Genomic DNA, 12,458 nt, shown 5'->3' on the forward strand with positions numbered 1-12,458 from the left:
CCCCCGCTTCGGCATGGTCAGCCGGCCTTGTTCACGCGCATGTACCAGTCGACGAGCCGGCGGACCTGGCGGCTCGTATAACCGCGCGCCGTCATGCGCTGGACGAATTCGGCGTGCTGCTTCTCGGTCGTGCTGTCCTTCTTCGAGCCGAAGCTGATGACGGGCAGGAGATCCTCGACCTGTCCGAACATGCGCTTCTCGATGACTTCCCGCAGTTTCTCGTAGCTCGTCCAGGCAGGGTTGCGCCCGTTGTTGCGGGCGCGGGCGCGCAAGGTGAACTTCACGACCTCGTTGCGGAAGTCCTTGGGATTGGCGATGCCGGCCGGCTTTTCGATCTGCGACAGCTCGCTGTCGAGGATCTCGCGGTTGAGGATCTGGCCCGTGTCGGGATCCTTGAAGTCCTGGTCTTCCAGCCAGGCATCGGCATAGGCGATGTAGCGGTCGAAGAGGTTCTGGCCGTATTCGCTGTAGGATTCCAGATAGGCCTTCTGGATCTCGTGGCCGATGAACTCGGCATAGCGGGCGGCAAGCTCGGAGCGGATGAAGTCGAGATAGTTTGCCTCGACCTCCTTGGGAAACTGCTCGCGCCGGATCGCCTGTTCGAGGATGTACATGAGGTGCACGGAATCGGCCGCCACCTCCTTGGTGTCGTAGTTGAAGGTTTCCGACAGCACCTTGAAGGCGAAACGCGTGCTGATGCCCGTCATGCCCTCGTCGATGCCGGCGGCATCGCGGTATTCCTGCAGCGATTTCGCCTTGGGGTCGGTGTCCTTCAGGTTCTCGCCGTCATAGACCCGCATCTTCGTGTAGGTCGGCGAGTTCTCGTGCGGGGAAAGGCGCGTGGCGACGGTGAATCGGCTGAGGTTTTCCAGCACTTCCGGCGCACAGGGGCTATCGGCCAGCTCGCTCTCGCGCAGCAGTTTTTCGTAGATCAGCCGCTCCTCGGTGACGCGCAGGCAATAGGGTACTTTCACGACGAGGATGCGGTCGAGGAAGGCCTCGTTGTTCTTGTTGTGTTTGAACTGCAGCCATTCGGACTCGTTGGAATGGGCGAGAACGATGCCCTGGTAGGGGAAGGCGCCGAAATTCTCCGTGCCGTTGTAGCTGCCCTCCTGTGTTGCGGTCAAAAGCGGATGCAGCACCTTGATCGGCGCCTTGAACATCTCGACGAATTCGAGCAGCCCCTGTGTCGTGCGGTTGAGGCCGCCGCTGTAGGAATAGGCGTCGGGATCGGCCTGGCTGAAATTCTCGAGCTGCCGGATATCCACCTTGCCGACGAGCGCGGACACGTCCTGGTTGGTCTCGTCGCCCGGCTCCGTCTTGGCGATGGCGATCTGCCGCAGCCGCGAGGGCATCAGCTTGACGACGCTGAACCTGGAGATGTCGCCGCCGATCTCGTCCAGCCGCTTGGTCGCCCAGGGCGAAATGAGGCCGGTGAGCCGGCGCTGGGCGATGCCGTATTTGTCTTCCAGCAGTTCGCCCATGCGCTCGCGGGAAAACAGGCCGAGCGGCGATTCGAAGACCGGGCTGATCTTGCCGTCGATGGCGAGCGTATAGATCGGCTGCTCTTCCATCAGCTTCTTGAGGCGCTCGGCGAGCGAGGACTTACCGCCCCCGACCGGCCCCAGAAGGTAGAGGATCTGCTTGCGCTCCTCCAGTCCCTGGGCGGCATAGCGGAAATAGCCGACGATGCGTTCGATCGTGTCTTCCATGCCGAAGAAATCGGCAAAGGCGGGGTATATCTTGATGGTACGGTTGGCAAAAACCCGGCCGAAACGCTCGTCCGCACTGGTATCGACGAGGGTCGGCGCGCCGATCGCCGCCACCATGCGCTCCGGCGCCGTGGCGTAGAGGCTCTTGTCGTCGCGGCAGGCCAACAGGTATTCCTGAAGGCTCAATTCTTCTTGTGCTGTACTCGCGTATACCTTTGAAAACAGGTCGAAAACGTCGCTGCCAGTGGTTCCCATGGAACCCTCCCGCGGTCGTTAGCCGGGAGTGTCGAATCTCCCGCGTATAGTGTACGCCGGAACGCAATCGACTGCAATTTGTTCCCCGCATTCTTCAAGCGAATGTGTGAAATCTCCCTCTATCCGTGACCGGCCCCGTTCATGCCGCCTAGCGCGCGCCGCGATCGAAGGTCGCCGGCCCGAGACCGCGCTGGCGCAGCACGCTGCGCGCCACTTTTTCCGTTGGCGTGCGGGGCAGCGGCGCATCGGTGATCTCGATATAGCGCGGCACCATGTGGCGTGGTGCGCTGGTCCTGAAATGCTCGAGCAGGCCGGCCGCATCGACCGTTGAGCCGGCACGGCGGAAGGCCACCACCATGATGTCCTCCTCGGTGAATTCGGAGGCGATGCCGAAGGCGGCGCTTTCGACGATGTCGGGATGCTGTTCGGCCAGCATCTCCACCTCGTAGGCGGAGATGTTCTCGCCGCGGCGGCGGATCGCCTCGTTCAGCCGGTGCTTGAAGTAGAGCCAGCCATCCGCGTCCATCACGCCGGCATCACCGGAATGATACCAGAGATTGCGCAGCGTCTCGACCGTCTTGGCCTCGGCGCGATAATAGCCGGAAAACATGCTCCAGCTCTTCTTGGGGCGCGAGACGATCTCGCCGATGCTGCCGGGCGGCAGCGGGCGGTCCTTGTCGTCGACAACGGCCACCTCCCAGTCGGGATGCGCCCGGCCGCAGGAACCGGGCCGCGTGTCGTCCACGGTGTCGAGCGTCACGAAACTGGTCTCCGTCTGGCCGTAGCCCGTGACAAGGCGCATGCCGAAGCGGTCCTCGAACGCCGCCTTGTCCGGCACCATGGGAATGCACTGGCAGACCCGCACGGGGTTGTCGCCGTCGTGCCCTTCCTGCGGCGCGCGCATGAGGATGACGGCCATGGCGCCGAGAAGGTTCGTCGCCGTCGCACCGCTGTCGCGCACCTGCGCCCAGAAGCGCGAGGCGCTGAACCCGTCGGCGAGCGTTGTTCGTGTGCCGTAGATCAGCGGCAGATAGACGCCGAACATCTGCGCATCGGTGTGGAACAGCGGCAGGGCGGAAAAGTAGCTGTCATCCGTGTTGTAGCCCAGATTGGCGGCCATCGCCGCCGCCCAGGCGTAACAATGGTGGTGCGACATCAGCGCGCCCTTGGCCGGGCCCGTCGTACCCGACGTATAGAGGATCGCCATCGGATCGCTGTAGTGCACGGCCGAAAGGTCGAGGCCGGCGGGTGGCGCGAGGCATTCCTCGAAATGCAGGATGCGGTCGATCCGGATCCCCGCCGCGCGCGCTGCCGCGGGATCGGCGCCGACGAGGATGAGCGTGCGGAGCGCCGGCAGCCGGTCCTGCACGATGGCGAGTTCCGGCAGGACGCTCGCATCGGCGACCAGCACCTCCGCCCCGCAATTGTTGAGGTTGTGGCAGAGCAGGTCGCCCTTCAGCCCCGGATTGTTCGGCACCTCGATCGCGCCGAGGCTGGAGGCGGCGAACCAGGTGGCGACGAGTTCGAGGCAGTTCGGCAACAGCATCGCCACCCGGTCGGCGCGGCCGACGCCCAGCCGGCGAAGGCCGCCGGAAAGCCGGCAGGTGAGGGTCAGCATCTCCTCGAAGCTCGCCGTGCGGCCGCAGATATCGATGAAGGGACGGGAGCCGAAACGTTCGGCCTGCGCTACGAGGATCTTCGGCAGGACACGCTCTTCGATCGCATCGTCGTGAAGGCCCGGGATGGCCGAAAGGGAAGAGAAGGCGGGGAGGATGGACACGGTCAGAACCCTTTTGCCTTTGCCTGCGCCGCAGGAGAGAGAAAGCCGCGAACCGTGGCCACCGTCTCCTGCGCCATCGCGTCTTCGAGAGAGGAATGAAAGCCGTCATTGATGGCGCGCTTGACATCCGCCACCGCACCCGCCGGACGGTCGGCGATCGCAAGAGCGAGGCGCCTGGCTTCGTCGAGCAGCGTATCGTCGGGCACGACCTTCCAGGCGATGCCGGTCTCCAGCGCCTTTTGCGCATCGTGGCGTTCGCCGAGGATGAGCAGTTCCTTGGTGACCTGCGGGCCGACCTGTTTCGTCAGGAGCGCGGTTACGCCGCCCGTCACGAACAGGCCGTAGCCGACTTCGGGGAAGAACCAGCGGGTGTTCTCGGCAAAGAGCCGGAAATCGCAGTTGATCGCCCATTCCAGCGCGCCGCCGACACACCAGCCATGCACGGCAGCGATCACGATCTTGCGCGAGCGCATGACATGGAGCGTGACGGCCTGGATGGCCTCCACCCAGTCCTCGGTCTCGGCCTTCGACGCGGTCTGTGCATCGAGGTCCTTGAGATCGTCGCCCGAGCAGAAGGCCCGGCCGGCGCCATTGAGGATGACCGCGCGGATATCGTCGTTCGCCTCGGCGGCGGAAAGCGCTGCGATCAGCCCGTCGACGAGCGGCCGGTTCATGGCGTTCAGCCGCTCCGGCCGGTTGAGCGTGATCCAGGCGATCGGCCCTTCGAGGGTGATGAGGACAGTGTCGTTCATCGCCCCGCCTCACACGATCATCGGTTCGGAATAGGCGCCCCAGACACCGCGCAGCGCGGTGCAGATCTCGCCGAGCGTCGCCTTCGCCTTGACCAGTTCGATGGTCTTCGGCAGCAGGTTCATGTCCTCCGAACGGGCCTGCTCGACGAGTTCCTGCATCAGGACCTTGATGCGCGCATCGTCCCGGTTGGCCCGGACGATCTTCAGGCGATCGACCTGAAGCTGCGTGCAATGATCGTCATAGGGGTGGATATGGACATCCGCCGTGCTGCTCGCCTCGTCGGCGAACTTGTTGACGCCGACGGAAATCTTCTCCCCGGAATCGATCTTCTTGAAGGTGGCATAGGCGGAATCGGCGAGCTTCTGCTGGAACCAGCCTTCTTCCACCAGTTTAACCGCGCCGCCACGCTCTTCCACCTCGTCGAGCATCTTCCAGATCTCGGTCTCCATGTCCTTGGTCAGCCGCTCGATGAAGTAGGAGCCGCCGAGCGGGTCGATCACCGAAGTGACGTTGATCTCCTCGCGGATGATCTGCTGGGTGCGGATGGCAAGTTTCATCGCCTCCTCGGTGGGGATGGCGAAGGCCTCGTCGAGGCCGTTGGTGTGCATGCTCTGGCAGCCGCCGAGCACCGCGCCAAGCGCCTGGATGGCGGTGCGCATCAGGTTGTTGTGGTGCTCGACCTTGGTGAGGCTCATCGCGGCCGTCTGCACATGGACGCGCAGGCGCATGGATTCCGGCTTCCGGGCCTTGAAACGCTCCGCCATGATCTTCGCATAGACGCGCCGCGCGGCGCGGAACTTGCAGATCTGCTCGAAGAAATCCTGGTGGCTGATGAAGAAGAACGACAGGCGCGGCGCGAAATCGTCGATATCCATGCCTGCCTTCGTCACCTCCTCGCAATAGGCGATGGTGAAAGCCATGGTGAAGGCGATCTCCTGCAGTGCATTGCCGCCGACATCGGAGAGATGGTAGCCGCTGAGGCTGACCGGATTGATCTTCGGCGTCGCCTTGGCGCTGTACATGATGAGGTCGCGCAGCAGCCGCACGGCGGGGCGGACGGGATAGATCCACTCCTTCTGGGCGACATATTCCTTCAGCGGATCGGCCTGCAGCGTGCCGGTCAGCTTGTGCAGGTCGCAGCCGCGCTGCTCCGCCACCGCGACGAACATGGCATAGACCACCCAGGCCGAGGGGTTGATCGTCAGCGAGACGGAGATCTTTTCTAGGTCGATGCCGTCGAACAGCCGGTCGATATCGTCCATCGTGTCGATGGCGACGCCGACGCGGCCGACCTCGCCGAAGGCCATCGGGTCGTCGGAATCAAGCCCCAGCAGCGTCGGCAGGTCGAAGTCGGTGGAGAGGCCGGTCTGGCCGGTCTGGATCATGTACTTGTAGCGCTGGTTCGTCGCCTCGGGATTGCCGAAGCCGGCGACCTGACGGATCGTCCAGGGGCGGCCGCGATACATCGTCGGGTAGACGCCGCGGGTGAAGGGATAGGCGCCGGGAAAGCCGAGCTCCTCGGCCGGAATGTCGGCAACGTCGGCGGCCGTATAGATGCGCTTCAGCGGGATGCCGCTTTCCGTCTCGTAGACGTCCTTTTCCTCCGGCCGGTTCTTCAGGAAGGCGGCAAGGGCGCCCTCCTCCCATTCCGCCTGGCTTTCGCGGACGGCGTCGATGGCGGGCGCAGAGAAGAGATGGGCGTTGTTCATGGGGTTTCCTCCCAACCCAGAAGGGCGCGGGCGACGACGGAAGGGTCCATCCGCCGTTCCGCCACCGCCCGGATCTGCCGTTCGAGCGTTTCGGGTGCTTGCTGGAATTTCTGCTGAAAGAGATGGCGGGCCGTGCCGAGGATGCGCGTGCGGCCCATGGCGTGCTGGCGCTCGGCCCGTTCGCCGCTCTCGTTGAGATGCGCCCAGTGCGCGTCGATGGCGTCCTTCAATTCGCCGACGCGTTCGCCGGAAATCGAGCTGACGGGCAGGACCGGCGATGTCCAACGGGAATCGTGGTGGTCCCCGCCGAGCGCCAGCATGCCGCGCAGCGCCGAGACCGTCGCGGCCGCCTCCGGCTTGTCGCATTTGCTGACGGCATGGATGTCGGCGATCTCGAGAATGCCGGCCTTGATCGCCTGGATGTCGTCGCCGAGGCCCGGGGCGGAGAGCACGACGACGGTATGCGCGGCCGTGACCACCTCCACCTCGTCCTGCCCGACGCCCACGGTCTCGATGATGACGGGGTCGTAGCCCGCCGCATCCAGCACGTCGACCGCCTGGAGCGTGGCGCGCGTCAGCCCGCCGAGATGGCCGCGGGTCGCCATGCTGCGCACGAAGGCGCCGCCGGCCGCCGCCGTCTCGCTCATGCGCACGCGGTCGCCGAGGATCGCTCCGCCGGAATAGGGGCTGCTTGGATCGACGGCGATGACGCCGACCTTGTGGCCTTCGGCGGCATAGGCCTTGATCAGCGCCGAAACGAGGGTCGATTTGCCCGCGCCCGGAACGCCGGTAATGCCGATGATATGGGCGCTACCGCCAAGCCGGTAGAGTTCCGCGAGCGCCGCGGCGGCTTCGGGATAGCCCTCCTCCGCGCGCGAAATCATCCGGGCGATGGCGATGGCCCGGCCCGCCAGCACGTCCTTCACCAGGTCGGCCGAGGGGACATAGGTCGCCCGCCGCGGTTTTGCGGAATGGGTGACGACCGTCATATCCGGCCACGTGCCGTGACGAGATCGGTGATCGTCGTGACGATCAGGTCGGAACGGGCCTCCTGGGGAACGATGGCATCGACGCCGCCCTCCAGCAGAGCGGGATAGTCCTGCTCGGGAATGACCCCGCCGGCGACGACGAGGATGTGCCCGGCCCCCTCCTCGCGCAGGCAGCGGCCGAGTTCCCGGAACAGCGGGACATGCGAGCCGGAGAGCAGGCTGACGCCGATGACGTCGACATCCTCCTGGATCGCCGCCTGCACGACGTCCTTCGGTGTCTTGTAGAGGCCGGTATAAACGACCTCCATGCCGGCATCGCGCAGGATGCGCGCCACCACCTTGGCACCCCGGTCATGGCCGTCGAGGCCGAGCTTGGCGACGAGGACGCGGATGGTGTCGGGGGTCTCGTCCGGCCCGGTGGAAAGGCTTTCGCCGGCAAGGGTCGCGTCGCGCATCCGTTCTTTCTCCCTACTCGGCCGCGATGCCCGGCGCACGGGCACCGGAAACGGAGGCGGCCTCGATGGATTGGGCGATGATGCGCAGGCCGATGTCGATCTCCTCCTCGGAAATCGTCAGCGGCGGCGCGATGCGGAACACGCCGCCCATGCCGGGCAGCTTGACGATGTTCATGCTGAGCCCGCGGCGGAAGGCTTCCGCGGCGATGCGACTGCCGAGCTCGTGGTCGGCGCTGCGGTCCGGATTGACGATCTCGACGCCGAGCATCAGACCGCGGCCGCGCACGTCGCCGACACAGTCGAAGCGCTGCTTGAGCTGCGACAGGCCCTCGAACAGCCGCGCGCCAAGCCGGCCGGCGCGCGCGACGAGCCCTTCCTCCTCCACGATGTCGAGCACGGCGAGGCCCACGGCTGCCGGCAGCGGATCGGAGACATGGGTCGTGTAGAAGAGGTAGCCCTTCTCATGGGCGATGTCCTCGATCTCCGCCGTCGTCATGACGGCCGCCAAAGGCAGGCCGGCACCGATCGTCTTGGAAAGCGTCAGGATATCGGGAGTCACGCCGTCGCGCTGGAAGGCGAACATGGTGCCCGTGCGGCCGATGCCGGTCTGGGCCTCGTCAAGGATGAGCAGCATGCCGCGCTCGCGGCACTTTTCCTTCAGTGCGGCCAGATAGCCGAGCGGCAGTTCCAGCATGCCGCCGCTCGACAGGATCGGCTCGGCGATGAAGGCGGCAAGACTGCCGACCGACTGGCTGTCGATCAGCCCGAAAGCGTCGTCGAGTTCGGTCTTCCAGTCGAGGCTGCCATCCGCATGGCGGAAGCGCGGGCGGAAGGTATTCGGCGCGGGAATGGTGAGCGAGCCCACCATGGCGGGGCCGTAACCCTTGCGGCCGGCGCTGTAGGTGGCCGAGCTCGCGGCGCCCGTCATGCCGTGCCAGCTCTTGGAGAAGGCGACGATCTCGTGCCTGCCGGTGACCAGCTTGGCCATGCGGATGGCCGCTTCGTTGGATTCCGCGCCGGTCGACAGCAGCATGACCCGGTCGAGCCCCGGCGCCAGTGCCGCCAGCCGCTCGGCAAGGTTCACGACGGGCCGCGACAGCATGCCGCTGAAGAGATGCGCCACGGCACCCATCTGGCGCTGGACAGTGGCGACGATGTGCGGATGGGAATGACCGACGAGCGCGCTCATCTGGCCGGAGGTGAAATCGAGAATGGGGCGCTCGTCCGCATCGAAGACGAAGCAACCCTCGGCCCGCTCGATGATGGCGGGGTCGAAGCTGCCGCCGTAGCGGATGAGGTGCTTGCGTGCGGCCGCCCAGAAGGCGGGGTCCTGGTTGCGTGACATGTGAGCCTCCGATGCCGTTTCAAAAGCGATACCGGCTGGCAGGGTCTCTGTAAAATTGATAGTATTTGGATTCCGATATAAGGAAAACTGATATGCTGGTGCCGCTGGATCTTCGCCTGCTCATCACCTTCGTCAACGCCGCCCATTCCGGTTCGCTGAGCGCCACGGCCGTGCAGGTCGGCCGCACGCAATCGGCCGTGACGATGCAGATGCAGCGGCTGGAAGAGATGCTGGGGCAGAGCCTCCTGCACCGCAGCGGCAGCGGCGTCCGGCTGACGGGAAGCGGCGAGCGCTTCCTTGCCTATGCCGAGCGTATCCTGAAAATGCACGACGAGGCCGTGTCCGCCTTTTCCCAAAAGGGCCTGCACGGCTCCATCGTCTTCGGCAGCCCGGAAGACTACCTTCTGTCGTTCTTTCCCATGCTCCTGAAAAGCTTCGGCACGCGTTATCCGGATGTCGAGATCAAGGTGCTCTCCGCCCCGACCGCCGAGCTGCGCGCCCTTCTGCCGTCGCGCAAGGTCGACCTGGCGCTGGTCTCGACGCCCAATCTTGCCGATGTGGACAATATCGTGCGGACCGAGCCGCTGGTCTGGGTCGGCAGCAAACCGACGCTGGAGGCGCATGATTTCGGCGATACGGTGCCGCTGGCGCTGCCGGCCTCCAATGCGATGGACCACCGCGCGGCCTGCGAGGCGATGGCGCGGGCGGGGCTTCGCTACAAGATCTCCTATGCCAGCAACAGCCTTGCCGGTCTTATCGGCCTTGCCCGCTCCGGCCTTGCCATCTGCGTCATGACGCAGGAGGCCGTGCCGCCCGACCTCCATATCCTCAACGCGCCGCTGCCGCATCTGCCGCATCTCGGCATGCTGATCGCCTTTGCCGACGGCGACCCGTCGCCCGCGACGAGCGCCTTTGCCGACCATATCCGCGCGGTGTTGCCGACGCTGTGACGCGAACGGCCGCGGCAGGTCTCCCCGCCGCGGCCGCCCTGTTCCCAAGCGATGGCCTGCGACCTATTTCTCGAAATAGGTCGGTTTGCCGTCCTCGCCCTTGCGCCATTCGTAGATGACATAGTCCGGCCGGTTGATGTCGCCCTTGGCGTCGTAGCCGATCTCGCCCAGCGCCGTCGCCCAGGGTCCGCCGGACTTGATGGTCTCGGCGACCTTCTGCGCATCCTCGGCCGAGCCCGTCTTCTCGATGGCGGACGCGATGATCTGCACGGCGATGTAGGAATAGAGCGTATAGGCCTCCGGTTCGAAGCCGGCGGTGCGGAAGGCCTCGACCACGTCCTTGGCCGCCGGGTTGCGGCGCGGGTCGGGGGCGAAGGTGTTCAGCGTGCCGACGACGGCGTCGCCCGCGATCTGCGCCAGTTCGCTGGAGACCATGCCGTCGCCGGAGAACAGCGTCGCCTTCAGCCCCTGGTCGGCCGATTGGCGCATGATCAGGCCGGCCTCGGTGTGCAGGCCGCCGAAATAGATCAGCGTGACGCCGGCCGCCTTCATCTTGGCGATCAGCGCGGAGAAATCCTTCTCGCCGCCGGTGATGCCTTCATAGAGGACCTCGGTGATGCCTGCGCCGTTCAGCTCCTGCTTTGCGACGTCGACGAGGCCCTGGCCGTAGGGTGTCTTGTCATGGACGATCGCGATCTTCGCGTCCTTGAAATTGGCCGCGATATAGGCCGCCGCCACCTTGCCCTGCTGGTCGTCGCGCCCGCAGGTGCGGAAGGTGTTCCACAGGCCGCGCTCGGTGAATTGCGGGTTGGTCGAGGCAGGCGTGATCTGCAGCACGCCGTTTTCTGCATAGACCTCCGAGGCCGGGATCGAGACGCCGGAGTTGAAATGGCCGACGACATAGTGGACGCCGTCGGCGACGAACTTGTTGGCAACCGAGATGCCCTGCTTCGGATCCGAGACGTCGTCGCCGATGACGATCTTCACCTGTTCGCCGAGCACACCGCCAGCGGCGTTGATGTTGGCGGCCGCCTGCTCGGCGCCCTTGACGAACTGCGCGCCGAAGGCAGCGTTCGGGCCGGTGATGGGGCCGGCGACGCCGATGACGATGTCGGCGAAGGCACTGCCGCCGGACAGGACCAGAGACGTCAGGACCACCGACGACAAGAAGAATTTTTTCATGGATGCGCTCCCAGTTTGGCTGCGGGCGATGGTTGAGGCTTTGCTGCGCTGCCCACGATCGGCGCAGAACGCCATCCGGCGCGTGAAGACACCCGCCAGGCATTCGGTCTTGATGATGTCGGACTGTGTCCGGCGGGTGGTTCGGGCTCCCTGCCCCGCCGGCCGCCCTGTCAGGCGGCGAAGACGCGGCGCCTCGGCCCCATGCCACCCGGCTCCCCTTCTTGTGAGAGGGGATGATGCGGCGGAGAAATATGGTATGCAATGACCGAAGGTTTCAGATTTCGTGATCGCTTTTGCCATAGAGATGGAGGGCAGGCCGCATGGAACGCCGCATGATCGCGCCCTGTTTCATGGACGACACGCTCGAATGCCTGCGGCGGCAGGGGGTGGAGGCCGCGCCGCTTCTCGCCGAAGCGGGCCTTCCGCCGGTCATCACCGGCCCCATTCCGGCTGAGCGATACGGTGCCTTCTGGCACGCGGTGGCCCGCACCATGGACGACGAGTTCTTCGGCGAAGGCGCGCGGCCCATGCGTGCCGGCTCCTTCGCGCTGCTCTGTCAGGCCATCCTCTCGACGGCGACGCTGGAACATGCACTACGGCGGGCCCTGCGGTTCCTCAAGGTCGTGCTCGACGACCCCCGCGGCACGCTGGTCGTCGAGGAGGGGCTGGCGCAGATCGTGCTGAGGGATGCGGGCGGGCCGCGCTCGGCCTTCGCCTACCGTACCTTCTGGATCATCGTGCACGGGGTCAATTGCTGGCTGATCGGACGGCGGCTACCGATCCGCTGGGTCGATTTCCGCTGCAGCGCGCCGCCGGCCGGCACCGACTACCGCCTGTTCTTCGGCGCGCCGGTGCGCTTCGACCAGCCGGAGACGCGGCTGGTCTTCGATGCGGAATTCCTGAACCTGCCGACCATCCGCGACGAGCGCGCGCTGAGGGAATTCCTCCGCCACGCGCCGGGCAATCTCCTCGTGCGCTACCGACATGACATGGGCCTGTCGGCCGCCATCCGCCAGCGTCTCGGCGGCCTCGCGCCGCAGGCCTGGCCGGGCTTCGAGGAGCTGGCCGGACGCATGCGCATCCCCGCGCCGAGCCTGCGGCGGCGGCTGAAGCTGGAGGGGCAGACCTATCGGGAGATCAAGGATGACCTGCGCCGCGCGCTCGCCATGGAGGCGCTTGCGGACGGCCATGCCAATGTCACGCAGCTTGCCGCCGACCTCGGCTTTTCCGAGCCGAGCGCCTTCTACCGCGCCTTCCGCAAGTGGACCGGGAAATCCCCGGCCGTCTTCCGGCGCAGCGCGGGCGAGATGGAGGCGTAGGGTGGCCTC

General features: G+C 65.7%; 10 protein-coding genes. 2 read left to right on the top strand and 8 right to left on the bottom strand.

Annotated elements, in window-relative coordinates; translation table 11 throughout:
• Positions 1–17 precede the first annotated feature (17 nt).
• From K0P03_RS30020 to K0P03_RS30050, 7 genes are all read right to left on the bottom strand, one after another.
• Entirely contained in the window at positions 18–1,967 is a 1,950-nt protein-coding gene (locus K0P03_RS30020) for a PrkA family serine protein kinase (RefSeq protein WP_023513229.1), read from the bottom strand.
• 148 nt (positions 1,968–2,115) lie between these two features.
• Positions 2,116–3,747, bottom strand: a complete 1,632-nt coding sequence (locus tag K0P03_RS30025) for an AMP-binding protein (RefSeq protein WP_272791515.1) — start codon at positions 3,745–3,747, stop codon at positions 2,116–2,118.
• A gap of 2 nt (positions 3,748–3,749) precedes the next feature.
• On the bottom strand, positions 3,750–4,499 hold the full coding sequence (locus K0P03_RS30030; protein WP_130516878.1) for an enoyl-CoA hydratase/isomerase family protein: 750 nt from the start codon (positions 4,497–4,499) through the stop codon (positions 3,750–3,752).
• A 9-nt stretch (positions 4,500–4,508) separates the two neighbouring features.
• Entirely contained in the window at positions 4,509–6,209 is a 1,701-nt protein-coding gene (locus K0P03_RS30035; protein ID WP_272791516.1) for a methylmalonyl-CoA mutase family protein, read from the bottom strand.
• Positions 6,206–7,198, bottom strand: a complete 993-nt coding sequence (meaB, locus tag K0P03_RS30040) for a methylmalonyl Co-A mutase-associated GTPase MeaB (RefSeq protein ID WP_272791517.1) — start codon at positions 7,196–7,198, stop codon at positions 6,206–6,208. Before meaB ends, K0P03_RS30035 begins: the two co-directional genes overlap by 4 nt.
• A complete protein-coding gene (locus K0P03_RS30045) occupies positions 7,195–7,653 on the bottom strand; it encodes a cobalamin B12-binding domain-containing protein (protein WP_023517487.1) in 459 nt (152 codons plus the stop codon). The genes meaB and K0P03_RS30045 overlap by 4 nt, the downstream gene beginning before the upstream one ends.
• Before the next feature lie 13 nt (positions 7,654–7,666).
• The gene (locus tag K0P03_RS30050) at positions 7,667–8,998 is read right to left on the bottom strand and encodes an aspartate aminotransferase family protein (protein ID WP_272791518.1); all 1,332 of its coding nucleotides are present in this window, start codon (positions 8,996–8,998) and stop codon (positions 7,667–7,669) included.
• 92 nt (positions 8,999–9,090) lie between these two features.
• Between K0P03_RS30050 and K0P03_RS30055 the strand changes: the two genes are divergently transcribed.
• On the top strand, positions 9,091–9,948 hold the full coding sequence (locus K0P03_RS30055) for a LysR family transcriptional regulator (protein ID WP_272791519.1): 858 nt from the start codon (positions 9,091–9,093) through the stop codon (positions 9,946–9,948).
• A gap of 63 nt (positions 9,949–10,011) precedes the next feature.
• Here K0P03_RS30055 and K0P03_RS30060 read toward each other — a convergent pair whose 3' ends face one another.
• Positions 10,012–11,130 carry a branched-chain amino acid ABC transporter substrate-binding protein gene (locus K0P03_RS30060; RefSeq protein WP_272791520.1) on the bottom strand — a complete coding sequence of 373 codons (1,119 nt, stop codon included), beginning with the start codon at positions 11,128–11,130 and terminating at the stop codon, positions 10,012–10,014.
• A 320-nt stretch (positions 11,131–11,450) separates the two neighbouring features.
• On the opposite strand from K0P03_RS30060, the gene K0P03_RS30065 reads away from it, so the two are divergent.
• Positions 11,451–12,449, top strand: a complete 999-nt coding sequence (locus K0P03_RS30065; RefSeq protein WP_024270074.1) for an AraC family transcriptional regulator — start codon at positions 11,451–11,453, stop codon at positions 12,447–12,449.
• Positions 12,450–12,458 lie beyond the last annotated feature (9 nt).

The organism is Shinella sp. HY16, assembly GCF_028534175.1.
In the GTDB taxonomy this organism is placed as follows: Bacteria; Pseudomonadota; Alphaproteobacteria; order Rhizobiales; family Rhizobiaceae; genus Shinella.

What these genes read in the sequence shown, in the direction of transcription:
- K0P03_RS30020 (WP_023513229.1), bottom strand. Translation starts at nt 1,967, where the DNA reads ATGGGAACCACTGGCAGCGACGTTTTCGACCTGTTTTCAAAGGTATAC.
- K0P03_RS30030 (WP_130516878.1), bottom strand. Translation starts at nt 4,499, where the DNA reads ATGAACGACACTGTCCTCATCACCCTCGAAGGGCCGATCGCCTGGATC.
- K0P03_RS30035 (WP_272791516.1), bottom strand. Translation starts at nt 6,209, where the DNA reads ATGAACAACGCCCATCTCTTCTCTGCGCCCGCCATCGACGCCGTCCGC.
- meaB (WP_272791517.1), bottom strand. Translation starts at nt 7,198, where the DNA reads ATGACGGTCGTCACCCATTCCGCAAAACCGCGGCGGGCGACCTATGTC.
- K0P03_RS30045 (WP_023517487.1), bottom strand. Translation starts at nt 7,653, where the DNA reads ATGCGCGACGCGACCCTTGCCGGCGAAAGCCTTTCCACCGGGCCGGAC.
- K0P03_RS30050 (WP_272791518.1), bottom strand. Translation starts at nt 8,998, where the DNA reads ATGTCACGCAACCAGGACCCCGCCTTCTGGGCGGCCGCACGCAAGCAC.
- K0P03_RS30055 (WP_272791519.1), top strand. Translation starts at nt 9,091, where the DNA reads ATGCTGGTGCCGCTGGATCTTCGCCTGCTCATCACCTTCGTCAACGCC.
- K0P03_RS30060 (WP_272791520.1), bottom strand. Translation starts at nt 11,130, where the DNA reads ATGAAAAAATTCTTCTTGTCGTCGGTGGTCCTGACGTCTCTGGTCCTG.
- K0P03_RS30065 (WP_024270074.1), top strand. Translation starts at nt 11,451, where the DNA reads ATGGAACGCCGCATGATCGCGCCCTGTTTCATGGACGACACGCTCGAA.